The organism is Pseudomonas sp. PDM25 (genome assembly GCF_019219045.1).
Classification (GTDB): Bacteria; Pseudomonadota; Gammaproteobacteria; order Pseudomonadales; family Pseudomonadaceae; genus Aquipseudomonas.
In genome coordinates, this window is sequence record NZ_JAHUWL010000003.1 from 214,370 (window position 1) to 240,680 (window position 26,311).

Below are 26,311 nucleotides of genomic sequence, written 5' to 3' on the forward strand. Positions count from 1 at the left end.
CCCGCTCCCACAGTGAGCGGTGGTGCGACGCAAATGGTGAACAACACACAATCCCTGTGGGAGCGGGCTTGCCCGCGAAGGCGACCTCATTGGCAACACAAATCCCGGAACTGTCATCAATGGCGACTAGGCTCAGCAGGTCCATCCCTCCGAGCCCCCACCATGTCCAAAGGCTTGTCCCTGATCTTTATGCTCCTGCTCAGCCTCACGGCCCACGCCGAATACTGGCCGGCCGAGCAATGGTCAATCGGTCCGACAGTCAGCGGGCCGGCGCTTCAAGCGCTGGAAACTTACGCCTTCCCACCCCGTGATGAGGCCACCCGAAAAGGCATCCGCACCGACGCCTTGCTGGTGATCCGCGACGGTCAACTGATCTACGAACGCTACGCCGGTCCGACCACCGCCGACACCCCGCACCTGACCTGGTCAATCAGCAAAAGCCTGATGGCCACGGTCCTCGGCGTGGCCTATGGCGAAGGGCTGTTCAAGCTCCGGGACCCGGTGCAGACATTTTATCCGCCGCTGGAAAAACACCCGACGATGACCATGGCCGACCTGCTGCACTGGGCCTCGGGTCTGGACTGGCAGGAGGACTATGAGTACGCGCCGTTGAAATCCTCGGTGGTCGCGATGCTCTACACCCGTGGCCACCCGGACATGGCCGCGTTCACCGCCGATCACGGTGAATACGCCAAACCCGGTCAGGCATTCCGTTACTCCAGCGGTGACAGCAATTTGTTATCCGCTGCGCTGAAAACCATCGTCGGCCCGACCCGCTATCCGGACTATCCATGGACGGCTCTGTTCGAGCCCTTGGGGATTCGCCACGCCGTCTGGGAAACCGACGCCACGGGAACCTTCGTCGCTTCGTCCTACGCCTACCTCACCGCCCGAGACCTTGCGCGAGTTGGTCTGCTGATGGCCCGCGACGGCCGCTGGGGCGAGCGGCAATTGCTGCCCAAGGACTGGGTCATTTTTAACCGCGAACCGTTCGCCCACTATCAAGCCAATCAGGACGACGCCGTGCCCGGCGGCCATTGGTGGCTTAACCGCGAAGTGGAAGGCGCCGCAAAACCATGGCCCGATGCACCTGCCGACACCTTCGCCGCGCTGGGTCATTGGGGGCAGGCGATGTACGTGATTCCCAGCGAACACCTGGTGATCGTGCGCTACGGCGATGACCGCGACGGCAGCTACCGGCACAACGAATTGCTCAAGCTCGCGCTCCAGGCATTTGCCGCGAAGGTGCTGCCATGAAACGTCGCAGCTTCGTTCGTCGCCGACCGCTCGGCACGCTGTTGTTGATCCTGTCGATCGCCTTGCTCGGCTGGATCTGGCAAGAGCGCGTGGCGCTGTGGGCCTTCCCGGACATCATCAGCGCCTACACCGCCAAGGAATATTGTTCGTGCCGCTACGTGATGAACGACCCGGCCGAGTATTGCCACAGCTATGTGAAGCAGTGGCTGCCGACCAGTGGCTTTACTGATGACCCCGCCAGCAAACGCGTCACCGTCAGCGGCATGGGCCGCAACAACAGCGCGCAATGGATCAGCGAACGCCAAGGTTGCCGTCTGTCACCCTGACTTCGGCGAGTTGGGCTTTTGTAGGGAATGTGTTTGACCCAAGATCCGTGGCATTAGAGTTTGCAACCTGCCTCAGGCCAGTTAAGGTTCAGCTCACGTTTATCTGCCCCACGAGTCTCTATGTTCAACCGCGTCCTCTGCAAAACCCTCGCCTTTCTGCTGTTGGCCAGCGCCACGCTGTCGGCCCACGCCGATTGGTATCTGGATGGCGAGTCCTCGCGGCTGTCGTTCATCAGCACCAAAAACACCAGTATCTGCGAAGTGCAGCGCTTTCTGGTGCTGCACGGCAAGGTCGATCCCAAAGGCCTGGCCGAGGTGGAAGTCGAGCTGGACTCGGTCAACAGTGGCATCCCGCTGCGCGATGAACGCATGCGCAAGGACCTGTTTGAAATCCAGACTTTCCCCCAAGCGCTGATCACCACGCAGATCGATCTGCGGCCGATCAACGATCTGGCGCCCGGCGCGCAACTTGAATTGCGCCTGCCGCTGACCGTCAACCTGCATGGCAAACAACACGAATACAACGCCGAACTGCTGGCGACTCGTCTCGATGACCGGCGCTTCCAGGTGGTGACCCTCGAACCGCTGATCATCAATGCCGCGGATTTCGACCTGGCCCCCGGTCTGGAAAGTTTGCGCAAGGTCGCCGGTTTGTCGGCCATCAGTCTGTCGGTGCCGGTGGGTGCGGTACTGATTTTCACGGCGCGCTGACATGGCCGGCGCAATTTTCCCCTGGCGTGAAGGCAACCGTTTTGAACTGTTGATCGACGGTCCGCAGTTTTTCCCACGGATGTTGGTCGCGATTGCCCGCGCCGAAGAGCAGGTCGAACTGGAGCTGTACCTGGTGGAGGCGGGTGCCTGTGCCGAGGCGATGGTTCAGGCGTTGGTCCAGGCAGCCGAACGTGGCGTGCGCGTGCGCTGCCTGTTCGATGATTACGGCAGCCTCGCGTTCACCCTGACCTTGCGTCGGCGATTGATGGCGGCGGGCGTGGAACTGCGTTTCTACAATCGCCTGAGCTGGCGGCGCTGGGTGGGTAACTTCTACCGCGATCACCGCAAGTTGTTGCTGGTCGATCAGAGCATGGCCGTGGTGGGCGGCACCGGGGTGACCGATGAATTCTGGACGCCGGGCGAAGACACCAGCGAATGGCACGAAGTGATGGTGGAAATCACCGGCCCCTTGGTCATCGACTGGCAGCTGCTGTTCGACCGTCAATGGATTGCCAACCGCCATCGGCGCGCCTGGAAACCCGCTTCGCATTTCGGCCTGCCGCGTCTGCCACGCGTGCCATCGATGGGCGAGGGCATGGGCCGGGTCGCCTATGCCGACGCCCGCCAGCACCGGGACATCCTGCAATCATTGACTCGCGCGCTGAACAGCGGCCAGCAGCGGATCTGGCTGGCGACGCCGTATTTCCTGCCGACCTGGAAAGTCCGCCGCTCACTGCGCCGGGCTGCCGGCCGAGGTGTCGATGTGCGCCTGCTGCTGACCGGGCCACGCACCGATCACCCGTCGGTGCGCTACGCCGGGCATCGCTACTACCCGCGATTGCTCAAGGCCGGGGTGGCGATCTTCGAATACCAGCCGTGTTTCCTGCACTTGAAAATGGTCCTGATCGACGACTGGGTGAGCATCGGCTCGTGCAATTTCGATCACTGGAATTTGCACTTCAACCTGGAAGCCAACCTGGAAGCACTGGACCCGGGGCTGACGCGTGCGGTGGCGGCAAGTTTCGAGAGGGACTTTGCGCAGAGCCAGGAAGTCAGCCTGGAAGCATGGCAACGCCGGCCGCTGTGGCGGCGGGTGAAGCAAAGGATTTGGGGATGGGTGGATCGACTGGTGGTGAATCTGCTGGATCGACGCGGATAGTCGTCACACCAAAAACCACTGTGGGAGCGGGCTTGCTCGCGAAAGCGGACTGTCAGTCAGCGATGATGTCGACTGAAAGTCCGCTTTCGCGAGCAAGCCCGCTCCCACAGTTTTATTGCGGTGTTTCAGGGGTTACAGCAATTCGAAGCTCTGCTGCGTCACGTCCTGAGAATCCAGGCCGATCTCCACATTGAACTTGCCCGGTTCTGCCGCGTACTTGAGCTGGGTGTTGTAGAACTTCAGGTCATCCTCGGTGATGGTGAAGTGCACGACTTTCTGTTCGCCGGCCTTGAGCATGATTTTCTGGAAGTTCTTCAGCTCCTTGAGCGGGCGGATCATCGAGCCGGTCACGTCTTGGATGTACAACTGCACCACGGTTTCGCCGTCACGCTTGCCGGTGTTTTTCACCATGACGCTGGCGTCGAGCTTGCCGGTTTTGTTCAGTGTGGTCGACGACAGCGCCATGTCGCTCAGGCTGAAATCGGTGTAGCTCAGACCGAAGCCGAACGGGAACAGGGGACCTGTGGTGTCATCGAAATACTGCGAGGTGTAGTTGCCCGGTTTGCCCGGCGTGAACGGCCGGCCAATGCTCAGGTGGTTGTAGTAGGTCGGAATCTGGCCTACCGAACGCGGGAAGGTGATCGGCAATTTGCCCGACGGGTTGTAGTCGCCAAACAGCACGTCGGCGATGGCGTTGCCGCCTTCGGTACCGGTGAACCAGGTTTCCAGGATCGCGTCGGCCTGTTCCTTCTCTTCGAGAATCGTCAGCGGACGGCCGTTCATCAATACCAACACCAACGGTTTGCCGGTGGCCTTCAGGGCCTTGATCAAATCGCGCTGGTTGGCCGGGATGTTCAGGTCGGTGCGGCTCGACGATTCGTGGGACATGCCACGGGATTCGCCCACTGCTGCCACCACCACATCGGCATCCTTGGCGGCTTTCACCGCTTCGTCGATCAGCACTTGGGCCGAGCGCGGATCGTCCACCACTTCCGGTGCGTCGAAGTTGAGGAAGTTCAGGTAATCCAGGACCTTCTTGTCGCTGGTGATGTTGGCGCCACGGGCGTAGATCAGCGTCGATTGCGCGCCCAGTGCCGTGGTCATGCCGTCGAACAGGGTCACCGATTGCGCGGGCTTACCGGCGGCGGCCCAGCTGCCCATCATGTCGATCGGTGCCTTGGCCAGCGGGCCGACAAGGGCGATTTTCGCGGTTTTCTTCAGCGGCAGGGTTTCGCCCTGGTTCTTCAGCAACACCATGCTGCGACGCGCGACATCACGGGCCTCGGCGCGGTGCAAGCGGCTTTCGGCGTACGTGTCGGCCGGATCATCCTCAGCCTTGCCGATGCGCAGGTACGGGTCCTTGAACAGGCCCATGTCGTACTTGGCGGCGAGCACTTCACGCACGGCGTTGTCGATGTCGCTTTGCTGGATCTCACCCGCCTTCAACAGCCCCGGCAGCTCTTTGCCGTAGAGGGTGTCGTTCATGCTCATGTCGATGCCAGCCTTGATCGCCAGCTTCGCGGCTTCGCGACCGTCACGGGCAACGCCGTGTTTGATCAACTCGAAAATCGCCCCGTGGTCGCTGACGGCCAGGCCTTTGAAGCCCCATTGCTTGCGCAACAGGTCGTTCATCAGCCAGGTGTTGGCGGTGGCCGGCACGCCGTTGATCGAGTTCAACGCGACCATTACCCCGCCAGCACCGGCGTCGATAGCCGCACGGTACGGTGGCAGGTAGTCCTGGAACATCTTGACCGGGCTCATGTCGACGACGTTGTAGTCGCGACCGCCCTCGACCGCGCCATACAGGGCAAAGTGCTTGACGCTGGCCATGATGCTGTCGGCCGCGTTCGCGCCCGTGCCCTGGAAGGCTTTGACCATGACGCCGGCGATGCGCGACACCAGGTACGTGTCTTCACCGAAGCCTTCGGAAGTCCGGCCCCAGCGCGGGTCGCGGGAGATGTCGACCATCGGCGCGAAGGTGATGTCGAGGCTGTCCGCCGCGGCTTCCTTGGCGGCGATGCGCCCGGACAGGCCGATGGCGTCCATGTCCCAACTCGAGGCCAGGGCTATCGGAATCGGGAAAATGGTGCGGTGGCCGTGGATCACGTCATAGGCGAAGAACATCGGGATCTTCAGCCGGCTGCGCATGGCCGCGTCCTGCATCGGACGGTTTTCCGGGCGGGTGATCGAGTTGAACGTGCCACCGATATTGCCGGCAGCGATTTCCTTGCGGATCAGCTCCCTAGGCATTTCCGGGCCGATGCTGATCAGGCGCAACTGGCCGATCTTTTCATCGAGGGTCATTTGCTTCATCAGGTTGCTGATGAACGCGTCCTTGTTTTCCAGAGGAGCGGGCGTCGTGGCGGCCAATACGTTATGACTGGCCAGGCTGACGAACAGGCCCAGCAAACACAGCTTCTTCATGAATAGTTTTCTCAAAAGCCTAAACGGCAGTGAATACGCGCCGGTCAGCCAAAATTTAGGGAGCGACTATTGTTGTTCAGGTAAATGCAGCACACTTCCGCGTGTTTTCGCGCTGGGGCATCTTTTAGCCCATTGGCTCGATGCAATCCAGTGGCGGCGGCAGATTATGCCCCAAGAGCCGGGTTCAAAGTTCGAAGGTTGTTTTTCAACGGAATGTGCAAGGGAGCATTAACCAGATGAATGTACGACACCACTATCGGTCGAGCCTGCAAGTTGCAGCCTTGATGTTGCTGACCACACTGCTGGCCGGCTGCGGCATCAATACGATTCCGACCCTCGACGAACAGGCCAAGGCTGCCTGGGGCCAGGTGCAGAACCAGTACCAGCGCCGCGCCGACCTGATTCCCAACCTGGTGGAAACCGTCAAGGGCTACGCCAAGCACGAAGAAGAAACCCTGACCGCCGTGATTGAAGCCCGGGCCAAGGCCACTTCGATCCAGGTCGATGCCAAAACCCTGGATAACCCGGAAAAACTCAAACAGTTCCAGCAGGCCCAGGATCAGCTGACCGGTGCCTTGAGCCGTTTGATGGTGGTGTCCGAGCGTTACCCGGACCTCAAGGCCAACCAGAACTTCCTGGCGTTGCAATCGCAACTTGAAGGCACCGAGAACCGCATTGCCGTGGCGCGCCGGGACTTCATCCTCGCCGTGCAGAAATACAACACGGAACTGCGGACCTTCCCCGGTCGCCTGTGGCACTCGGTGATGTACAGCGATTTGCCGATCCGCGAAACTTTCGAGGCCACCAGCCCCGATGCGGAAAAAGCGCCTCAAGTGAAGTTCCAGTAAGCGCCGGTATGGGCTTGAAGCGTCACCAAGGATGAGGTTGCCAATGCGTGCGTTGAAAGTTGGCCTGGTGCTGTTGCTCTGGGTGTTTGCCCTGACGGCCCAGGCTGCGTTGAAGTTTCCGGAACTGACCGGGCGGGTGGTCGATAACGCCCAGATGATCGAGCCTGCGGTGCGTGAGCAGCTGACGCAACAGCTTCAGGCCCATGAAAAAGCCACCGGCGAGCAGCTGGTGGTGGTCACGTTGCCGGATTTGCAGGGTACCGACATTGCGGACTTCGGTTATCAACTGGGGCGCTACTGGGGTATTGGCCAGAAGGACAAGAACAACGGTGCATTGCTGATCGTCGCGCGCGATGATCGCAAGCTGCGGATTGAGGTCGGTTATGGCCTGGAAGATCGGCTGACCGATGCGCAGAGCTCGGTGATCATCAATCAGGTGATCACCCCGGCGTTCAAGACCGGTAACTTCAGCAAGGGCATCAGCGACGGGGTCGCGGCGATGCTCGTGGTGCTGGGCGGCAATCCACTGGATGAGCCGTCCACGGTGTATGACTCCGGCGGCAATCAGGAAAGCGACTTCGTCTCACGGCATCCGGGGATCTTCGTGTTTCTGGTGATGCTGTTCATCCTGACGGTATTTGTCTGCCAGATGCTCGGGATCCTGCCCAGCGGCGGCGGTCGAGGCGGTTCTAGCGGCGGATTCGGCGGTGGAGGTTTTGGTGGTGGCGGTGGAGGCGGGGGCTTCAGCGGCGGCGGGGGCAGTTTCGGGGGAGGCGGTTCCTCGGGCGGCTGGTGATCACACAACAATAGCGAGTGGGCATTCTTAAACATGGCATTACTGACTGAACACGAACAACGCAAAGTTGCCGAGGCGATTGCCCGGGTCGAGCGCGACACCGACGCCGAACTGGTGACCGTGCTCGCGGCCCGCGCCGACGACTATGCATACATCCCGCTGCTCTGGGCCAGCCTGCTGGCGCTGGTCGTGCCGGGTATCGTGCATTACCTCACGGGCTGGCTGACCCTGCACAGTTTGCTGCTGGTGCAATGGATCAGTTTCATCGTGCTGTGCCTGGTGTTCAGGATTCCAAAAATCACCACGCACCTGGTCCCGCGCTCGGTGCGTCACTGGCGCGCCTCGAACCTGGCGCGCCGGCAGTTTCTGGAGCAGAACCTGCACCACACAGTGGGCGGCACCGGGATGCTGATTTTTGTCTGCGAGGCTGAACGCTATGTGGAAATTCTGGTGGATGAGGGGATTTCCAAACGGCTGGACAACAAGAACTGGGAGGGAATTGTTGCGGCGTTCACTCAGCAGGTGAAGCAGGGGCAGACGTTGCAGGGATTTGTCACCTGCGTCGAGGCGTGTGGCGAGTTGCTCAAGGTGCATGTACCGGTGACGCATGTGAGGAATGAGTTGCCGAATCGGTTGGTGGTGTTGGGCTGATTTCACACTCCGGATCTGACACACCTTCTGTGGTGAGAGGGCTTTTGTGGCGAGGGGACTTGTCCCCGTTGGGTCGCGAAGCGGCCCCATTCGATTCATCGGTTAGACCGAGTTCTCAGGTTTTACGACTGCTTCGCAGCCGAACGGGGACAAGTCCCCTCTCCACAGGGGACTCGACTTGCCTCGCGATTCGCACCGTTCGGTAAATAACTGCGTGTCCCGAGCGGCCATCCCCCCTAAAATACCCGCCATTCCCCGATCCGCACCGCCCGAGGCCGTTTTTCCCATGTCTGTCACCGCCACTCCCGCCAGCCTCGCGCCGGATCACCACGCCCAGTTCATCGACCTGCTGCAATCCAGCCTCGACGATAACGCCTTCATCAAACTGGTGCTGGCCAAGTACGTCGGCACTGAAGTGGACTTGCAGCGGCTGATCATCAAGCAGCTGACGGTCAAGGATCTGCCTTGCCTGTCCTTCGTCTACCGCTACAAAACCCGCGACATCACCAAGAATTTGCCGATTGCCGAGGGCGTAGCGACCATCGCCGCACTCTTGCCGGCATCATTCAAAAATGCGCATTTGCTGTCGTTGACGGATGAGGCTCAGCTGGAATACAGCAAAAAGGGCAAGTCTTCGCTGTTCAAGAGCAAACCTCAGCAATTGCGTGAAGTGCCGTCCGCTGAGCATAACCGCGAGAAGAACCGCTTTCTCGACCTGAGCCGGCCGTTCCTCGCCGACCTTGGTGTGACGAACAGCAAGCACGAGCTGATCCCGGCGATGTCGCGCAAGTGGAAGCAGATCAACAAGTTCATCGAAGTCTTCAGCCATGCGCTGACCACCTCACCGCTGGCGCTGGACAAGCCGGTTCAGGTGGCGGATTTCGGCTCGGGCAAGGGTTACCTGACGTTCGCGATCCATGACTATCTGCGCAACACCTTGAAGGCCGAAGGCGTGGTGACCGGCGTCGAGTTGCGCGAAGAGATGGTGGATTTGTGCAATGCCGCGGCCGCAAAGCTCGAGCATCCAGGGCTGGTGTTCAAGTGCGGTGACGTACGCAGCGTGGCGCCGAGCGAGCTGGACGTGATGATCGCGCTGCATGCCTGCGACATCGCCACCGACTACGCGATTCACACCGGTATCCGTTCCGGCGCCTCGATCATCATGTGCTCGCCGTGCTGCCACAAGCAGATTCGCCTGCAAATCCAGAGCCCGGCGCTGCTCAAGCCGATGCTGCAATACGGTCTGCATTTGGGCCAGCAAGCGGAAATGGTCACCGACAGTTTGCGCGCGTTGTTCCTGGAAGCCTGCGGTTACGAGACCAAGGTGTTCGAGTTCATCTCACTGGACCACACCAACAAGAACAAGATGATCCTGGCGGTCAAACGTGCCGAGCCGGTTGATCCGGCCCAGCTGTTGGTGAAGATTCAGGAGCTGAAGGATTTCTACCAGATCAGCGAACATTGCCTGGAAACCCTGCTGCGGGCTGACGGCTACCTCTGATCCCTGTGGGAGCGGCGGTGCGGCGATCCGACTTGCTCGCGAAGGGGCCGTAACATTCAACATCTGCGTTGGCTGTTAGTCCGCCTTCGCGAGCAAGCCCGCTCCCACAGGGGGCTTGACCGCGGTTTTGCGTCCCAGCATCACGGTCACGATCACCCCGGCGGCAAACAGCCAGGTGATCGGCTCGATGTGTTCGCCGAAGAACAGCGCCGAAAAAGCGATGGTGAAGAAGATCTGCAACAGCTGGATTTGACTGACCCGGGCAATCCCCCCCATCGCCAACCCGGCGTACCAGGCGAAGAAACCGATGAACTGCGAGAACAGCGAGACGTAACCGAAGGCCCACCAGGTCTTGGCCGAAATCTCGCCCTGATGTTGCAGCGCCAGGTACACCACCGGCCCGATCAGCAACGGCGTCGACAGCACCAGTGCCCAGCAGATCACCTGCCAACCGCCCATCTCCTTGGCCAATCGGCCGCCCTCTGCATAACCCAGGCCGCCAACGGCAATCGCGCCGAGCATCAGCAAATCACCGGCCTGAATGCTGCCGGCCCCGCTGATCAGCGCATAACCCAGCACCAGCGCGCTGCCCAGCGCAGCGCAGGCCCAGAAGGCTTTCGACGGTCGTTCGTGGGACAACCACGCGGCGTACAGCGCCACGCACAACGGCTGTAAGCCGTTGACCAGCGCACCGTGAGACGCCGGCAAGGTTTGCATGGCCCAGGCCGACAACACCGGGAAGCCGAGGATCACCCCGGCAATCACCAAGGTCAGGCCTTTGACCTGTTTCCAGGTCGGCCATTTTTCCCGACGCCAGAGCAACAGCAACGCCGCCGGAACCGCCGCGAACAGCGCACGGCCCAGGCCGTTGAGCAGCGGATGGAGTTCCTGCACGACGATCCGTGTGAAGGGCAGGGTGAGGCTGAAGATCACAACGCCGAGCAGGCCGAGGGCCATGCCGGTGTTTTCGCGCGAGGACATGATGGCAACCAGAATCGAGGGTGGCGGGAAGATCTTTATCTAGCCATAAACCCGGCGTTTGCTGCTGTTACAGCTAGGTGCAGAGTTATCCGTACAGTTTGCGGACGCCATCGCGGGCAAGCCTTGCTCCTACAGGTGAGAACGACACTGGACATGTAGGAGCAGGGCTTGCCCGCGATGAACGATGACGCGGTCCATCAGGTAGTAGCTGGTTATTACCCGACCCTGCAGATAAGGACTACCTTGAATACTCCTACGTATTTCCCAGAGGAGTCCTCCCCATGGCCGCTAAAAAAATTCTGATGCTGGTCGGCGATTACGTCGAAGACTACGAAGTGATGGTGCCGTTTCAGGCGCTGCTGATGGTCGGCCACACGGTGCACGCCGTTTGCCCGGACAAAACCGCCGGTCAGACCGTACGCACGGCGATCCATGACTTCGAAGGCGACCAGACCTACAGCGAAAAACCCGGTCACCTGTTTGCCCTGAACTTCGACTTCGCCAAGGTCAAGTCCGAGGACTATGACGCCCTGCTGGTGCCGGGTGGTCGTGCGCCGGAGTACCTGCGCCTGAACGAAAAAGTCCTGGAACTGGTGCGCGCGTTCGACAAGGCCGGCAAACCGATCGCCGCCGTGTGTCACGGCGCACAATTGCTCGCGGCCGCGGGGATTCTCGAAGGTCGTGAGTGCAGCGCCTACCCGGCCTGTGCCCCGGAAGTGCGCCTGGCGGGCGGTACGTTCATCGATATCCCGGTGACGGAAGGTCACGTTCAGGGCAATCTGGCCACTGCTCCGGCCTGGCCGGCGCACCCGAGCTGGCTCGCCGGTTTCCTCGGGTTGCTGGGCACCAAAATCACGCTGTAACGAGGGACCTTTCCATGTGCGAGCTTTACGTCAAAGCCGATCCGATTCTCTACGAGTCGCGCTCCCGCTCGCTGCGCATCTGCGGGGTGGTCACCACCCTGCGGCTGGAGAATCAGTTCTGGGACATCCTCAGCGAAATCGCCGAGGTCGACGGCATGACCACCAACCAGTTGATCGCCAAGCTGTATGAAGAGGTGATGGACTACCGCGGCGAGGTGGTGAATTTCGCCTCGTTTTTGCGGGTCAGTTGTACCCGTTATCTGAGTCAGCGACGGGTGCAGGCGCCGGAGTTATCGGTGGTGCGGGCGGTGGTGAAGTAGGTGATTTTGTGCTGACCTTACCGGCCTCATCGCGAGCAGGCTCGCTCCCACAGGGGAATTGTGTACATCGATCCATTGTGGGAGCGGGCTTGCTCGCGAAGGGGCCGGTACAGGCGACAAAAATCCTCGCCTGGTCTTTACTCTGAAGCGCAAAACCTCTCAATTGCCAAGGAGAAAGAGCATGTCTGGATGGTATGAAGTGAGCAAAAGCAGCAATGGTCAGTTCAAATTTGTACTGAAGGCCGCTAACGCGGAAACCATTCTGACCAGCGAGCTGTACACCACCCGCGCTGCCGCTGACAAAGGCATCGTGTCGGTTCAGAGCAACAGCCCGAAGGATGAACGCTACGAGAAGAAAACCACCAAGGATGGCCATCCTTACTTCAACCTCAAGGCTGCTAACCACGAGATCATCGGTAGCAGCGAGGCTTACACCTCCGTTGCCGCGCTGGAGAAAGGCATCGCCAGCGTCAAAGCCAACGGACCGACCACGGTGATCAAGGACAAGACCCTGCCAGTGCTCTGAATCCACCGACGATCTAATGTGGGAGCGGGCTTGCTCGCGAAGGCGGTGTGTCAGGCAACATTGAAGGTGACTGACACCACGCCTTCGCGAGCAAGCCCGCTCCCACATTGGTTTTGTGTGTGTTTTGAGATCAGCGCAATGCTTTCAACAGATCTTGGAGCTGACTGCAACCCGCCTCGCCGAGTGGAAACACCGGCAACCGCGGGTCGCCCGCTTCCAGCCCGGTGGCGCGCAAACCGGCCTTGATCGTCGCCGGCAAGCCACCTTTCAGAATGAAATCCAACAGGGGCAACTGGTGATAAAACAGTTCGCGCGCCTTGCCCAGATCGTTGGCCAATACCGCTTCATACAAATCAAGATTGAGCTGCGGGATCAGGTTCGGTGCCGCTGTGCACCAGCCTTTCGCGCCTGCCGCAAAGGCTTCCAGCGCCAATGGATTACAGCCGTTGTAGAACGGCACCTGACCTTCGCCGAGCCGTTGCAGCTGGTGCATGCGCTGGATGTCGCCGGTGCTTTCCTTGACCATCGTCACGTTGTCCACGGCATTGAAGATCCGCAGGATCAGGTCCACCGACATGTCGGTGCCGCTGGTGGCCGGGTTGTTGTAGAGCATGATCGGTACGCCGATGTTCTCGCCGATGGCGCGGTAGTGGGCGAGGATTTCCGCTTCGCTGAGTTTCCAATAGGACGTCGGCAGCACCATCACCACATCGGCGCCGTGGGCTTCGGCGAAACGTGCGCGGCGTACCGCTTTGGCCGTGGTCAGGTCGGAGACACTGACAATGGTCGGCACCCGTTTGGCCACGTGTTTGATGCTGAATTCGCTGACCTGATCCCATTCCGCGTCGCTCAGGTAAGCGCCTTCGCCGGTGCTGCCCAGCGGTGCGATGGCGTGGACGCCGTCGTCGATCAGGCGATCGATGGAACGCCCGAGCGCCTCGAGATCAACGCCCTCACCGTTGGCGGTGAACGGAGTGATGGTGTAGCCGATGATGCCGTGAATGTTTGGGGTCGACATGGCGACTCTCCTCTTGAAAATGAGTGGTTTCAGTTCAGGCAATCGGCGTGTTGATGCAGGTTCTGCCGAGCGTAGTAGTTGAAAGCGGCGGCGTGACGTTTCGGCCTGGCGGTCCAGTCATGGGCTTCGCGGCCAAGCGCTGGCAGGATCGGCTTGATGGTCCCGGCGCTCATGGCCAGCAGTTGCAGCTTGGCGGCGCGTTCAATCAGTTGCGCAATGACACAGGCTTCTTCGATGGTCGCGCCGGTGGACAATTGGCCGTGGTGCGAAAGCAGAATCGCTCGTTTGTCGCCCAGGGCGGCGGCAATCAGTTCACCTTCCTCGTTGCCCACCGGCACGCCAGGCCAGCCTTCGAGAAACGCGCAATCGTCGTAGAGCGGGCAGAGGTCCATGTGGGAAATCTGCAGCGGTACTTCGAGCATCGACAGCGCGGCAACGTGGGTCGGATGAGTGTGAATGATGCAGTTCACATCTGGCCGCGCGCGGTACACCCAGCTGTGAAAACGGTTGGCCGGGTTGGGCATGCCGTGGCCTTCAAGCACGTCCAGGTCTTCGTTGACCAGCAGCAAATTGCTGGCGGTGATTTCGTCGAAACCCAAGCCCAGTTGTTGAGTGTAGTAGGTGCCCGGTTGCGGGCCGCGGGCGGTAATCTGCCCGGCCAGACCAGAGTCGTGGCCGTTCTCGAACAGAATCCGGCAAGTCAGGGCCAGCTTTTGCCGGTCGGTCCACGTATTATCCGCCAGGGTGTTTTGCATCTGGGTCAGCGCTTGCTTGACCAGTTGCTCTTTGGGTAGTGCTAAGGTCTTGGCCATATCGGTGTCCTTTGGGTGGTTCAATGGACGTCGGGTTTGCCGTTCACTTGTTGCTCGCAAGGTCATGGGTGAATGCAAATGACACAAGCGATGCTATATGACACTTTGTGTCATTAGCAAGAAAGAATCGTTGCTCCCTTGATGGATTAATTGCTCTACATGTCTATCCGTTTGAAATTACTGAGAAAAAAACTCGGCGTGACGCTGGAGGCCTTGGCCGAAAAATCCGGCATGACCAAGAGCTATCTGTCGAAAGTCGAACGCGGGTTGAACACTCCGTCGATCGCTGCCGCCCTGAAACTGGCCAAGGCATTGAACGTGAAGGTCGAGGAGTTGTTCTGCGAAGACAACGTCAGCCTCGACAGTTACAGCCTGGTGCGCAGCGATGAGCGCCAATCCCTGGCAGCCAACGATGAAAGCCCGGGTTACGCGGTGCTGGCCCATCAGGTCAGCGAGCGCAGTCTGCTGCCGTTCATGATTTACCCGCCGACCGAGTTTGCCGACAAGACCTTCAAGGAACATTTGGGCGAGGAGTTTCTGTTCGTGCATGAGGGGCAGGTGGAAGTGGACTTCATGAACGAGCGGGTGCTGCTCAATCGTGGGGACGCGCTGCATTTCAATGCGCAGAAACCGCACCGGATACGGTCAGTGGGCGAGGTTCAGGCGCAGTTGCTGGTGGTGGTGCATAGCGCCGAGGAATGAGTCGATTGGTCTGAGGCCTTCGCGAGCAAGCCCGCTCCCACATTAGACCGAGTTGTCCGGACAGACGCGGACAAATGTGGGAGCGGGCTTGCTCGCGAAGGCGTCAGCCGCGTCGCCGCTAAACCTCGACTGGAACTGTGAGCTTCGGGCTGCCCAACGCATGCGTCTTCGAATCAAAAAACCGCAACTCACTCCCGGTTCCTTCAAACACCTTCGCGTAATGCCGCTTCTGGTGCTGAATGAACGCCTTGCTGCGCGGATAAATCGAGATCGCCACCCTTTGCGGTTTCGCCTGACGCAAGGCGTGAATGATGTGGCTGTCCTGCTCACCCAGGGCATGGCCAAACAGGCATAACCCGTCGCCATGGCCAAGTAACTGGTCGTAGCAGAACGACAGATAGTCCGAGCTGCGAATGGTCTTGAGCTTGTCCTGCGCCGGACCTTCATTGACGAACAGCGGCACGTCATCGAGGGTCTTGATCGTGTTGTTGATCGCGAAACTGCCGAGTAACGTGCCCTCGGTCGACATCAGTTTGCGCGCCGTGCCGTCCTGATTTCGCACCAGATGCAACCCGCCATGCAGGTAAAGCAGCCGGGTTTTATCGGTCGCCGTGGCGCTTAGATCGAAGCTTGATTCTGCACCCTGAAACAGGTCGCTGATCGCATCAGGCTGGTGCTGGGTCGCCCAGTAGTTGAGCAGATCGTAGTTGGTGGTGAACACGGTCCGGTAGCGGCCCAGTTCCTGATTGATCGTCGCCAGCGACGAAGGCACCACCAGCCGCCACGGGATGTGCACCGCGTGCACGGTGTTGATCAGCGCTTCCTTGATCGCGTAGTAACGATTGCGCGGCGCGGCGGAACTCACCGCCAGGGCCTTGTTGACCCGGCTGGTGGTTTTCAGCGCGCTGAGCACCTGCTCGAAGCTGCGCGTCTGCATGGCGTCGAACACGCTCAGCTCGGACTGGCTCAGGGGTTTTTCTTCGACGGTACGGGCGTTTTCGAACAGCGAGTCGTAGCCGAAATCGTCCCACACGGCGCGACTGGCGCCGTTGCCCACCAGCAGGCCGCTGAACGAGGCGGTGGCGCGCAAGGCGTTCCAGTCTTCAAGTTGGGCATCAACATCCTGGAAATCGGTCATTGCGTTCAAAGTCTCAAAGCAGAAGGTCTGGTGGGCGGCGACTTTATCACGACCAAGACTTGAGCCAGATCAAGTTACTTAATGACCGATAGGTCGATCCTGTGGGTCCCCGCTGGATCGGCGCTAACGATTCGGCCTCAGCCAGGAGACTCGCTCATGAGCAGCACGTTTTTCATCCCCGCCGTGAACATCATGGGCATCGGTTGCCTCGACGAAGCCATGGACGCCATTCGCAAGTACGGTTTTCGCAAGGCGCTGATCGTCACCGACGTCGGGCTGGCCAAGGCGGGCGTAGCGAAGATGATTGCCGAGAAGTTGGCGATGCAGGACATCGATTCGGTGATTTTCGACGGCGCCAAGCCTAACCCGAGCATCGCCAACGTCGAGATCGGTCTGGGTCTGCTGAAGGAAACCCGCTGTGATTTCGTGGTGTCCCTGGGCGGCGGTTCGCCCCATGACTGCGCCAAAGGCATCGCGTTGTGCGCAACCAACGGCGGGCAGATTGGCGATTACGAAGGCGTCGATCAATCCACCCAGCCGCAACTGCCGCTGATCGCCATCAATACCACCGCCGGCACCGCCAGCGAGATGACCCGTTTCTGCATCATCACCGACGAGTCCCGTCACGTGAAAATGGCCATTGTCGATCGCAACGTCACGCCGCTGCTGTCGGTCAACGACCCGGCGCTGATGGTCGCCATGCCCAAGGGCCTGACGGCTGCCACTGGCATGGACGCACTGACCCACGCCATCGAAGCCTACGTTTCCACGGCGGCCAATCCGATCACCGATGCCTGCGCACTGAAGGCGATCACGTTGATCAGCAACAACCTGCGCCTGGCCGTCCGCGACGGCAGTGACATGGCCGCGCGGGAAAACATGGCCTACGCGCAGTTCCTCGCTGGCATGGCGTTCAATAACGCATCCCTGGGTTTTGTCCACGCCATGGCCCACCAGTTGGGCGGGTTCTACGACTTGCCTCATGGTGTGTGCAACGCGGTCTTGCTGCCCCACGTACAAAGCTTTAACGCGCTGGTTTGCGCCGATCGCCTTACCGATGTCGCCCTTGCGATGGGCGTCGATGTTCGCGGTTTCACCCCGGAAGCGGGCGCCCAAGCGGCCATCGTGGCGATCTGCAGCCTGTCCAAAGACGTGGAAATCCCCGCCGGTTTGCGTGAGCTCGGCGCCAAGCTCAACGACATCCCGATGCTCGCCAGCAATGCCTTGAAAGATGCGTGTGGCCTGACCAATCCTCGCGTAGCGGATCAGCGTCAGATCGAGGAAATTTTCCGCAGCGCGTTTTAGGAAGTCTTGCGGCCCCCCTGGAAGCCTGCGAGGCTTCCAGGGTTTCAGTTCAACAGCCGATTTCCCGGCCTCGAGTGCGTAAAAGTTCGGTGATGAGTTCACAAAAGTGGCGGATCAGCATCGGCTCCATGTCGGCGCGCAGGGTGATTCTGATGGCTGCCTTGCCTTGTGCGACCACTGGGAAAAAAACCGCCGAGGTGAAGAAGCCGTGATTGGCCAGTTCCATGGCGATGCTGTTGGCGAGCGTTGCTTCGCCGCAGTTGACCAGTCGAATCGCCATGTTGCTGTTGTGTTGATCGGTGCGTATGAGGCTGTCGAACAGCCGGATATTAACCTGAAGTTTTTCCTGCAACGCGGCAAATTCCAGCGTGCGATGTAGCAGGATGGACGCTCTGCCCGCGCCAATGGCTGCACTGTCCAGGCTTTGCGACCAATTGCTGGGACCGCCGTAACGGGCAATGAGCCTCTTCTGCCGTTCATTGCCCAACATGACCAGACCACCGCCGGCGCCAAACGAGTTGGCCAGCGAGGCGACAATCAGGCAGTCATTCTCCAGGGCGTGAAACCTGGGGCGTACGAGGCCTGCGCCCGATGTTCCGACGGCGGACAGTGCGTGGGAATCGTCCAGGTAGAGAAACAACCCATAGCGGTCCTTGAGATACAAAAGACTGTCCATGTCCGCGACCCCGCCCATGCTGTAGGCGCTGTCTGCGATATACGCGACGGTGCGGTGTTGCTGACACTGCTTCTCGAGAAAATCCATGTCGTTATGAGGACTGGTCACGACCGTGGTTTCATCCGCGCAGGCGGCTTTGAGGTGATTCATCGAGTAGTGCGCCAACCGGTCAAAGACCATCACGGGAGGGCGGTTTTCCGTGAACACGCCGCTGGCCAGCAACGGCAGGATTCCGGCACTCGCCGCACTGCACGACAAGGTGCTCAGGCAACTGGCGCCGAACAACTCGGACAGTTCGGTTTCGTACTGTTCCAGAATCGCCAGCTTGCAGCGGTTCTTTGAGTTGGCGACGCGCAGGGTGCCGGTTTCCCACAGGGTATTCATGGCGCCGTCGAGAATGTCGGGATGGTGATCCAGGCCCAGGTACGACGTCGTGCAGAAATGATGAAACGCGCGCCCGTGCTGATCGAGCATCCGGTTGGCACTTTTGATTTCGACGTTAAGCCCCGAAATTTTCCCGGCTTCAGCGCTCTCCCAATCGTGATCGGCCAACGCGATGACTTTGCGGTAGTTGGTGTAGCGGTTTGCTGCGTGTGCTGTCTGGTCCATGTGAAAACGACTTTCCTTGAGTGAAACGATCCATGAGTTTGTTGCAGTTCGTGTGTGTTTCCAGACTTTACAGAGCGCGGCGAAGGCTTTGAATCGGCTGTTTCCGGTAGGGCTGAGTGTTACAAGACATTTATGTGTAGGACGATGCCTCGTGATGTTGTGGGCAATTTGCTTTGCCGAGTCGCGTAGAAACCGGGCTATCCTGCCGACTCTGTCGAACAGAAGTCATCGAGCCCTCCATGCTGCAAAAAAGCCTGATCCGCCGCCTCGACCTGATCACTCTCCAGCTGTTTGTCGCCGTTCATGAGGAGGGCACGCTGACCCGTGCCGCCGCGCGTGAAGCCATCGCGGTGTCGGCGGCCAGCAAGCGGCTGATGGAGTTGGAAGAAGCGCTGGGCATCAGCCTGTTCGTGCGTCAGGCCAAGGGCATGACCCTGACGCCGGCCGGTGAAACCTTGTTGCACCATGCTCGGCAGATGCTGTTCAACGTGGAGAAAATGGGGCTCGAACTGGGCGAACACAGCCACGGTATTCGCGGCTATGTGCGGATGCTCGCCAACCTGTCGGCGATCATTCAGTTCCTGCCCGAAGACCTGCGGGACTTCTCCGCGCGTCATCCTCAAGTCAAGACCGACCTCGAAGAACGCCCCAGCAGCGGGGTGATTCAGGGGGTGCTGGATGGCGTGGCGGACCTTGGGATCTGCTCCAGTGACAGCGACGTCAAAGGTCTGCACAGCGTGCTTTATCGACAGGACAAACTGATGGTGTTGATGCTGCCCGATCATCCGTTGGCGAGTCGTTCCAGTCTGGCCTTCGCCGATACGCTGGGCAGCGATTACGTCGGTTTGCATTCCGCCAGTTCAATCAATATGCGTACCCACGCAGCCGCGCGCGAGGCGGGCAAAGTGCTGCGGTTGCGGATTCATGTACCGGGTTTCGACGCCATGTGCCGGATGGTCCAGGCCAACATGGGCATCGGCATCCTGCCGCAAAAAGCCTATGAGCTGTTTGGCCGGGCGTTGGGCTTGCACGCGGTGCCGTTGACGGATGACTGGTCGGATCGCGCGTTGGTTCTGGTGGTGCGCGATGAAGCGGCGCTGTCGCCGGTGAGCCGGATGTTGTTCGAGCATTTGCGTGGGGTGGTCTGACAGTTCTCGATTGGCTAGGCCGGCCTCTTCGCGAGCAAGCCCGCTCCCACAGTTGGTCTGCGGGTGTACCTCCCTGTGGGAGCGGGCTTGCTCGCGAAGGCTGACCTGAGGTCGCGGCAATTCCAGGGCGTTCGCGTTTCGCGAACGCTCGTTGCCAACTGAAGGTTGGATTCCAGCCCCCGGGGTCCTCTAGCCTTGGCTCATATTCCAAGAACAACATGAGGTACCCCGCGATGACTGCCCCCTTGAGTGCAATCAAAGTGATCGAGATCGGCACGCTGATCGCCGCGCCGTTTGCCGCTCGCATGCTCGCCGAGTTCGGCGCCGACGTGATCAAGATCGAAGCCATGGGTCAGGGCGACCCGCTGCGCAAATGGCGCAAGCTGCACGAAGGCACGTCGCTGTGGTGGTACCTGCAATCGCGCAACAAGAAGTCCCTGGCGCTGAATCTGAAATCCCCCGAAGGCATCGAACTGGTCAAGCAACTGGCGACCAGCGCCGACGTGCTGATCGAAAACCTGCGTCCCGGCGCCCTGGAGAAACTCGGTCTGGGCTGGGACGTGTTGCACGCCCTCAACCCTGACCTGACGCTGGTGCGTATATCCGGTTATGGCCAGACCGGCCCTTACCGTGATCGTCCAGGGTTCGGCGCCATCGGCGAGGCCATGGGCGGGATTCGCTACACCACCGGCACCCCCGGTTCACCGCCGGCGCGGGTGGGCGTAAGCCTCGGCGATTCCCTGGCTTCGTTGCACGCGGTGATCGGTGCCTTGATGTCGCTGCTGCGGGTCAAGACCGGGCAGGGCGGTGGGCAAGTCGTCGATGTGTCGCTGGCTGAAAGTGTGTTCAACGTCATGGAAAGCCTGGTGCCGGAATACGACATGCTCGGCCATGTTCGTGAGCGCAGCGGCGGGGCCTTGCCGGGCATCGCGCCGTCTAACACCTATCTGACGGCCGATGGCGCCTACGTGGTGATCGCCGGCAACAGCGACCCGATCTACAAGCGCTTGATGGACGTCATCGGTCGCCGTGACCTGGCCGATGCGCCGGAGTTCGCCCATAACGACGGGCGTGCCGCCAAGAGCAACGTGCTCGACGCGGCGATCACTCACTGGACCAGCAGCCTGCCGATCGACGAAGTGTTGTCGGCACTGGAAGCGGCCGAAGTCCCGGCCGGGCGCATCTATTCAGTCGCCGACATCGTCGCCGATCCGCACTATCAGGCGCGGGGCATGCTGCTCAACGCCGACCTGCCCGGCGGTGCCACGGTGAAGATGCCCGGCATCGTGCCGAAAATGTCCGAGACGCCCGGTGGCGTGAACTGGTCCGGACCTACGTTGGGCCAGCACACCGACGGCATCCTCGCGGGGCTGGGTCTTACGGATTCGGACATCGAACGGCTGAAAGCGGAAGGGGTGGTGCAATGATCACTGATTTTTCCGAGACCCTGATTGTTCAGGAAGTCTCCCCCCGCGACGGCTTGCAGATCGAGCCGACCTGGGTCGAAACCGTCGACAAGATTGCCTTGATCGATCAGCTGTCGCTGGCCGGTTTCAGCCGCATCGAAGCAGGTTCGTTCGTTTCGCCCAAGGCGATTCCAGCGCTGCGCGATGGTGAGCTGGTGTTCAAGGGCATCACCCGGCAACCGGGGGTGATTTACGTCGCGTTGATCCCCAACCTGAAAGGCGCGCAACGGGCGCTGGCGACCAGGGCCGACGAGTTGAACCTGGTGATGTCCGCCAGCCAGACCCACAACCTGGCCAACATGCGCATGCGTTGCGAAGCCTCATTGGCCGCGTTCGGCGAGATCGTGCAATACGTTCGCGGAACGACGGTGCGACTCAACGCCAGCATCGCCACCACCTTCGGCTGCCCGTTTGAAGGCAAGATCGATGAGGATCGCGTGCTGCAAATCGTCGAGGCGTATCAGGAGCTCGGGATTCAGGGCATTACCCTGGCCGACACCACCGGCATGGCCAATCCGCGGCAGGTTGATCGTCTGGTGCGGCGAGTCTTGCAGCGGGTTTCGCCGGCAAATCTGACCCTGCATTTCCACAACACCCGCGGGCTCGGTCTGTGCAACGTGCTGGCCGCCTACGAAGCCGGTGCCCGTCGCTTCGACGCGGCACTGGGCGGGCTCGGCGGATGCCCGTTCGCGCCGGGTGCCTCGGGCAATATTTGCACCGAAGATTTGGTCAACCTGTGCGATGAGATCGGCATTCACACCGGCATCGATCTGCCGCTGTTGCTGCAATTGTCACGAGGATTACCCGCACTGCTGGGCCACGAAGTGCCCGGTCAACTGGCCAAGGCCGGACGCAATTGCGATTTGCACCCGTCCCCGTCCTGACAACCCCTAATCCGTGTGGGAGCGGGCTTGCTCGCGAATGCGGTCTGACATTTAACAAAGATGTCGACTGACAATCCGCCTTCGCGAGCAAGCCCGCTCCCACAATAAAGCTCCCTACAGACCTTTCAACCAGACAACAAAAACAATCGGACACCCACGGGCAGTCCACCTGGAGAACCATCATGAGCCTTAATGTACTGGAGGCGGGCGCGAGCCCGTCCGTTAGCCACGACGAAGAAAAAGCCCTGGTCAGCAAAGTCGCCTGGCGCCTGATGCCGTTGATCATGGTCTGCTACCTGTTCGCGTTTTTCGATCGCATCAACATCAGCTTCGCCAAGTTCCAGCTGCAGACCGACCTGAGCCTGAGCGACACCGCTTACGGCCTCGGCGCCGGGTTGTTCGTGGTCGGTTACGTGATCTTCGAAGTGCCGAGCAACATGATGCTGTACAAGGTCGGCGCCCGGCGCTGGATCGCCCGGATCATGATGTCCTGGGGGCTCGCTACTGCGGCCATGGTCTTCGTCAATAGCGAATGGCAGTTCTACGTGCTGCGCTTTGTGATTGGTGCGATGGAAGCCGGTTTTGCGCCGGGAGTCCTGTATTACCTGACGCTGTGGTTCCCGCAGCATTATCGTGGGCGCATCACGTCGATGTTGTTTCTGGCGTCGGCGTTTGCCGGTCTGGTGGGTGCACCGTTCTCCGGGCTGGTGCTTCAACACCTCGACGGCTTCCTCGATATGCGCGGCTGGCACTGGCTGTTTCTGCTGGGCGGCGTGCCTTGCATCGGCCTCGGCTTGCTGGTGCTGACATTGCTCAAGGACCGCATCGAAGACGCCCATTGGCTGACGCCCTCAGAGAAAACGCTGCTGGCCAGCCGTATTGCGCACCATGAACCGCACAAGAGTGGCGGCTCGTTGCTCGCCGCACTGCGGATTCCGGGTTTCCTGACACTCGGGCTGATCTACTTCCTGATTCAGGTGGCGTCCTACGGCTTGAACTTCTGGGCCCCGCAACTGATTCGCAGTGCCGGCACCGAGAGCCCGGTGATGATCGGTTTGCTGACCGCCATCCCTTACATCTGCGGCGCCATCAGCATGGTGGTGATCGGGCGGTTGTCTGACTCGACCGGCGAGCGACGCAAGTTTGTCGCAGGTCTGGTTGCGGTGGGCGCGGTGGGGTTCTTCTGTGCGGGAATCTTCGCTAACCACACGACCTTCCTGATTGTCGCGCTGGGCTTGCTCGGTGCCGGAATCATCGCGTCTATCCCGAGTTTCTGGACCCTGCCGCCCAAACTGCTGGCCGGTGCGGGCGCAGGGGCTGCTGGCGGGATTGCAGTCATCAACACCCTCGGCCAGTTCGGCGGCATCGTCAGCCCGGTGATGGTGGGGCGGATCAAAGACCTGACCGGCAGCACCACGCCGGCACTGTATGTCATCGGCGTCTGTGCGCTGATCGCCGTGGCGCTGCTGCTGTGGGGGTTGCCGCAGAAGCTGCGTACGCTCGACAAGTTTTAAAAGTTTCGCAGGCTACGCCGGTTCCTGCATCGACCACGCATCACTGCAGGAGCTGGCGAAGGCTGCGATCGCAAGAAGATGATCGTTCCCACGCTCTGCGTGGGAATGCTTCAAGGGACGCTCTGCGTCCAGTGACGCGGAGCGTCACGGGCTACATTCCCACGCAGAGCGTGGGAACGATCAAGACGTTGCTGTTATCGCTTTTTCCAATGTGCCTTCGAACTGAATCAACACCACTCCAGCCATTAACAACACCGCCCCAGACACCCGAGGCACTGTCATCTCCCGCTCCACCAACCCAAACCACCCGAAGTGATCCAGCAGCGAGGCAATCACCTGTCCCGCCAGCGCCAAAGCAATAAACCCCGAGGCCCCGAGTTTGGGCAACAGCATCAACGCCAACGAAATAAAGCACACCCCAAACGCGCCACCAGCCCACATCCACAGCGGCGCCTTGCTGATGAACGCCAGCGACGGCAACGGCAAACGCAGCGCCAACATAACCGGCAACAACACCACAATACCGACCAGCAACGACGCGAGGGTTGCCCACAACGGGTGGCCCAAACCGCGTCCGAGGTTGGCTGCCGACCTACCTCGCCCGACCCCACGTCCTGCTGGAAATGCGCGGCAGCGGCACCCCGGAAATCGAACGAGCCCTGACAGCCCTGCGTGAACGCCGTCGCGTGGCGATCAGCCTGTCGCACTGGAGCGTCGCCCCGGAATTCATCAGCGGTACTGACCTGATCCTCACCGTCGCTTTCCGAGGGTTGCTCAATATCGATGAGCAGTCGTTGATCGTGGTCCCGCCGCCGTTTCACATTCCGTCGTTTACGTTTGTGTTGGTTTGGCACAAACGGCGGGGCGGGGATCAGGCGTTGAACTGGTTGAATGGGCGGATTGGGGAGGGGATCAAGCACGGATGACGTTCTATCCAGCAAGGTGATCGACGCCGGCAAGGATGGCTTGGACGAAATCCGCTGCGGCCGGGGGTTAGGCCACCCCCCGTTCGTCTACCGTAACAAATGATTGAACAGACCTACCGAGCCGGGGATAGTGCGCGGCTGAAATCGTCTGGTTTTTTGAAGTAGACAAGGAGCAGGGCATGACATTGAAGTCTGGGTTGATGGGAAGTCTGGCTGCGTGCAGCCTGATAATGACGGCCCGGGTGTTCGCTGAATGTGCGTCACCGTCGTTGAGTGACGATTTCGGTTTTTCCGTTTGCAAGGACTGGCCCGCTTACCCTGGCCTTACTCTGACTGCCACTTCGCAGCACGAAACAAACCCGTCTTTCGACAGTTCGGGTCGTGACGGGATCTACGACCTCAGTCTTGCGGTGGTGTCGGGTAGTGAATCGAGACCCCAGGCATCCTTCCATCAAGCGTCTGCCTTCGTGTCTGACGCGTTTGGCATTGAAGACCTGCAACTGGATACCGCCCGCTACACACTCACTCCAGAACTGCGAGCCTTTGGCGTACGAATCAGATTCGGCGGTTCTTCTCGCGCCAATCCCATGGCTGAAACCTGGCTGTCGCTCTATGTAAAAGAAGGCAATCAGTTGCGTCCAGTCCTGGACAGGCTCATCACGGAGGCGGAAAGCGGCGAATGGGATACCAACTGTGCCGGTGAGCGCTATAACACCGTTCGAACCGTTGAGATCGGCAAAACCAGTTCACATGGATTTGCGGATCTGATCATCAAATCGGTGGCCACCAGTATCATCGGCAAAGGCGAGGGGGAGGCTTGTGAGTCAACATCAATCACCGCCAAACCCGCGCTGACGACACTCCGATACAACGGAAAAGCCTATGTCCTTCCACAAGGTTTCAAGGGCGTTTAAGTACTGCGAGCGATTCGAGACGATCAGGGAAGACAATGACTACTACCAAGAAACTGCTGAGTTCAATCGCCGTACTCGGCCTCATCATTGCTGCCGGCCAGGCCAAAGCGGGTTGCGAAGATGAGGCGCCATTCGGCCAGCGTTCATTCACGCTATGCAAGGTTTGGCCGGCTTATGACGACCTGACTATTGTTGCCACGTCTACGTTTACCCCGGACTTCGTAGATGCAGGCAATGATGGCGGGAATGTCGATCTGGAGTTGTCGCTGATCCAATCATCCAATTCGAAGCGCCTGGCCAACTACCGAAAAAAAGACGCCTATTATTCGGACGCTGTGGCGTATGAAGGGCTGGCCATTGATACAGCAAGGTACAAGCTGAACACTGACGAGCGTGCGTTTGGCATTCGTTCGAAATTTGCCCATGAGTCCAGCGTCAGTCCCTATACGAAAACAGAATTGGCACTGTATCTCAAGGATGGCAGTGTTCTACGTCCCGTGCTGGAAGGGCTGGTGGTCGACAGCAGCAATGGCGAGTGGGACGGCAATTGCGCAGGAGAGGGGACGCGGACGCAGCGAACGGTCGGTATCGCTCAGTCGATGCAAAACGGGTTCACAGACCTCATTGTCAGCTCCACTGTGACGCTGACGAAAAGCTTCAAGGTGGGCGAACTGTGCGATGGCGAATCCCAGAAATTGAAGACGACCCAAGTCACTCTCCGTTATGACGGCAAGCAATACGTCGTACCAGAAGCACTTAGAGGTTAATCCATCGGTAGCAGCCCGATGCGGGAATGAAAGTCTTCGACGATCAGTAAGTCGGGTTCCGGGAACCTG

Annotated in this window: 25 protein-coding genes and 2 pseudogenes; 20 read left to right on the plus strand and 7 right to left on the minus strand. The window is 60.0% G+C overall.

Annotated elements, in window-relative coordinates; genetic code table 11:
• The first annotated feature begins 162 nt into the window (after positions 1–162).
• The 4 genes from KW848_RS06545 to KW848_RS06560 all read left to right on the plus strand — a co-directional run bounded on the left by KW848_RS06545 (position 163) and on the right by KW848_RS06560 (position 3,453).
• Positions 163–1,257: a serine hydrolase gene (locus KW848_RS06545; protein ID WP_218536361.1), complete on the plus strand. Its 1,095-nt coding sequence runs from the start codon at positions 163–165 to the stop codon at positions 1,255–1,257.
• On the plus strand, positions 1,254–1,583 hold the full coding sequence (locus KW848_RS06550) for an amidase (protein WP_218536362.1): 330 nt from the start codon (positions 1,254–1,256) through the stop codon (positions 1,581–1,583). Before KW848_RS06545 ends, KW848_RS06550 begins: the two co-directional genes overlap by 4 nt.
• Positions 1,584–1,703: 120 nt before the next feature.
• Positions 1,704–2,294: a YceI family protein gene (locus KW848_RS06555; RefSeq protein WP_218536363.1), complete on the plus strand. Its 591-nt coding sequence runs from the start codon at positions 1,704–1,706 to the stop codon at positions 2,292–2,294.
• Position 2,295: 1 nt separating this feature from the next.
• Positions 2,296–3,453, plus strand: a complete 1,158-nt coding sequence (locus KW848_RS06560; RefSeq protein WP_218536364.1) for a phosphatidylserine/phosphatidylglycerophosphate/cardiolipin synthase family protein — start codon at positions 2,296–2,298, stop codon at positions 3,451–3,453.
• A gap of 132 nt (positions 3,454–3,585) precedes the next feature.
• Here KW848_RS06560 and bglX read toward each other — a convergent pair whose 3' ends face one another.
• On the minus strand, positions 3,586–5,877 hold the full coding sequence (gene bglX / locus KW848_RS06565) for a beta-glucosidase BglX (protein WP_218536365.1): 2,292 nt from the start codon (positions 5,875–5,877) through the stop codon (positions 3,586–3,588).
• A gap of 236 nt (positions 5,878–6,113) precedes the next feature.
• Between bglX and KW848_RS06570 the strand changes: the two genes are divergently transcribed.
• The 4 genes from KW848_RS06570 (at position 6,114) to KW848_RS06585 (ending at position 9,673) form a co-directional block, all read left to right on the plus strand.
• Positions 6,114–6,725 carry a LemA family protein gene (locus tag KW848_RS06570; protein WP_008152939.1) on the plus strand — a complete coding sequence of 204 codons (612 nt, stop codon included), beginning with the start codon at positions 6,114–6,116 and terminating at the stop codon, positions 6,723–6,725.
• A 43-nt stretch (positions 6,726–6,768) separates the two neighbouring features.
• On the plus strand, positions 6,769–7,521 hold the full coding sequence (locus KW848_RS06575) for a YgcG family protein (protein ID WP_192406559.1): 753 nt from the start codon (positions 6,769–6,771) through the stop codon (positions 7,519–7,521).
• A 33-nt stretch (positions 7,522–7,554) separates the two neighbouring features.
• Positions 7,555–8,172: a TPM domain-containing protein gene (locus KW848_RS06580; RefSeq protein ID WP_111450902.1), complete on the plus strand. Its 618-nt coding sequence runs from the start codon at positions 7,555–7,557 to the stop codon at positions 8,170–8,172.
• A 286-nt stretch (positions 8,173–8,458) separates the two neighbouring features.
• Positions 8,459–9,673: an SAM-dependent methyltransferase gene (locus KW848_RS06585; protein WP_218536366.1), complete on the plus strand. Its 1,215-nt coding sequence runs from the start codon at positions 8,459–8,461 to the stop codon at positions 9,671–9,673.
• A 75-nt stretch (positions 9,674–9,748) separates the two neighbouring features.
• Here KW848_RS06585 and KW848_RS06590 read toward each other — a convergent pair whose 3' ends face one another.
• Positions 9,749–10,654, minus strand: coding sequence for a DMT family transporter (locus KW848_RS06590; protein ID WP_111451038.1), 906 nt, complete (start codon positions 10,652–10,654; stop codon positions 9,749–9,751).
• A gap of 281 nt (positions 10,655–10,935) precedes the next feature.
• Between KW848_RS06590 and KW848_RS06595 the strand changes: the two genes are divergently transcribed.
• The 3 genes from KW848_RS06595 (at position 10,936) to KW848_RS06605 (ending at position 12,363) form a co-directional block, all read left to right on the plus strand.
• Entirely contained in the window at positions 10,936–11,517 is a 582-nt protein-coding gene (locus tag KW848_RS06595) for a DJ-1/PfpI family protein (RefSeq protein WP_008152949.1), read from the plus strand.
• A gap of 14 nt (positions 11,518–11,531) precedes the next feature.
• Entirely contained in the window at positions 11,532–11,837 is a 306-nt protein-coding gene (locus tag KW848_RS06600; protein ID WP_008025707.1) for a ribbon-helix-helix domain-containing protein, read from the plus strand.
• A 181-nt stretch (positions 11,838–12,018) separates the two neighbouring features.
• Complete coding sequence (locus KW848_RS06605; protein ID WP_218536367.1) at positions 12,019–12,363, plus strand: YegP family protein; 345 nt, start codon at positions 12,019–12,021, stop codon at positions 12,361–12,363.
• Between the two features lie 130 nt (positions 12,364–12,493).
• Here KW848_RS06605 and KW848_RS06610 read toward each other — a convergent pair whose 3' ends face one another.
• Both KW848_RS06610 and KW848_RS06615 read right to left on the minus strand, forming a co-directional pair.
• Positions 12,494–13,381 (minus strand): dihydrodipicolinate synthase family protein, encoded by an 888-nt coding sequence (locus KW848_RS06610; protein WP_218536368.1) that lies wholly within the window; start codon positions 13,379–13,381, stop codon positions 12,494–12,496.
• A 29-nt stretch (positions 13,382–13,410) separates the two neighbouring features.
• Entirely contained in the window at positions 13,411–14,193 is a 783-nt protein-coding gene (locus tag KW848_RS06615; RefSeq protein ID WP_218536369.1) for an aldolase, read from the minus strand.
• Positions 14,194–14,352: 159 nt separating this feature from the next.
• On the opposite strand from KW848_RS06615, the gene KW848_RS06620 reads away from it, so the two are divergent.
• Positions 14,353–14,895, plus strand: a complete 543-nt coding sequence (locus tag KW848_RS06620; protein WP_218536370.1) for a helix-turn-helix domain-containing protein — start codon at positions 14,353–14,355, stop codon at positions 14,893–14,895.
• A gap of 118 nt (positions 14,896–15,013) precedes the next feature.
• On the opposite strand, the gene KW848_RS06625 is transcribed toward KW848_RS06620, so the two are convergent.
• On the minus strand, positions 15,014–16,033 hold the full coding sequence (locus KW848_RS06625) for a DUF4917 family protein (RefSeq protein ID WP_074874229.1): 1,020 nt from the start codon (positions 16,031–16,033) through the stop codon (positions 15,014–15,016).
• Positions 16,034–16,189: 156 nt separating this feature from the next.
• Here KW848_RS06625 and yiaY point away from each other — a divergent pair, with 156 nt between their 5' ends.
• On the plus strand, positions 16,190–17,338 hold the full coding sequence (gene yiaY, locus KW848_RS06630) for an L-threonine dehydrogenase (protein WP_192406565.1): 1,149 nt from the start codon (positions 16,190–16,192) through the stop codon (positions 17,336–17,338).
• A gap of 49 nt (positions 17,339–17,387) precedes the next feature.
• Here yiaY and KW848_RS06635 read toward each other — a convergent pair whose 3' ends face one another.
• On the minus strand, positions 17,388–18,623 hold the full coding sequence (locus tag KW848_RS06635; RefSeq protein ID WP_218536371.1) for an aminotransferase class I/II-fold pyridoxal phosphate-dependent enzyme: 1,236 nt from the start codon (positions 18,621–18,623) through the stop codon (positions 17,388–17,390).
• A 239-nt stretch (positions 18,624–18,862) separates the two neighbouring features.
• Here KW848_RS06635 and KW848_RS06640 point away from each other — a divergent pair, with 239 nt between their 5' ends.
• The 4 genes from KW848_RS06640 to KW848_RS06655 all read left to right on the plus strand — a co-directional run bounded on the left by KW848_RS06640 (position 18,863) and on the right by KW848_RS06655 (position 23,635).
• Complete coding sequence (locus tag KW848_RS06640) at positions 18,863–19,771, plus strand: LysR family transcriptional regulator (RefSeq protein ID WP_111450896.1); 909 nt, start codon at positions 18,863–18,865, stop codon at positions 19,769–19,771.
• Positions 19,772–20,004: 233 nt separating this feature from the next.
• The gene (locus KW848_RS06645) at positions 20,005–21,198 is read left to right on the plus strand and encodes a CaiB/BaiF CoA-transferase family protein (RefSeq protein ID WP_218536372.1); all 1,194 of its coding nucleotides are present in this window, start codon (positions 20,005–20,007) and stop codon (positions 21,196–21,198) included.
• Positions 21,195–22,121, plus strand: coding sequence for a hydroxymethylglutaryl-CoA lyase (locus KW848_RS06650; RefSeq protein ID WP_218536373.1), 927 nt, complete (start codon positions 21,195–21,197; stop codon positions 22,119–22,121). Before KW848_RS06645 ends, KW848_RS06650 begins: the two co-directional genes overlap by 4 nt.
• A gap of 182 nt (positions 22,122–22,303) precedes the next feature.
• Positions 22,304–23,635, plus strand: a complete 1,332-nt coding sequence (locus KW848_RS06655; protein WP_218536374.1) for an MFS transporter — start codon at positions 22,304–22,306, stop codon at positions 23,633–23,635.
• 180 nt (positions 23,636–23,815) lie between these two features.
• On the opposite strand, the pseudogene KW848_RS06660 reads toward KW848_RS06655, so the two are convergent.
• A pseudogene (locus KW848_RS06660) lies at positions 23,816–24,220 on the minus strand (DMT family transporter); the annotation flags it as partial.
• Here KW848_RS06660 and KW848_RS06665 point away from each other — a divergent pair.
• The 3 genes and pseudogenes from KW848_RS06665 to KW848_RS06675 form a co-directional block, all read left to right on the plus strand.
• A pseudogene (locus tag KW848_RS06665) lies at positions 24,220–24,561 on the plus strand (LysR family transcriptional regulator); the annotation flags it as partial. The pseudogenes KW848_RS06660 and KW848_RS06665 overlap by 1 nt on opposite strands.
• A gap of 179 nt (positions 24,562–24,740) precedes the next feature.
• Positions 24,741–25,475 (plus strand): hypothetical protein, encoded by a 735-nt coding sequence (locus KW848_RS06670; RefSeq protein ID WP_218536375.1) that lies wholly within the window; start codon positions 24,741–24,743, stop codon positions 25,473–25,475.
• A 35-nt stretch (positions 25,476–25,510) separates the two neighbouring features.
• Positions 25,511–26,242 carry a hypothetical protein gene (locus KW848_RS06675; RefSeq protein WP_218536376.1) on the plus strand — a complete coding sequence of 244 codons (732 nt, stop codon included), beginning with the start codon at positions 25,511–25,513 and terminating at the stop codon, positions 26,240–26,242.
• Positions 26,243–26,311 lie beyond the last annotated feature (69 nt).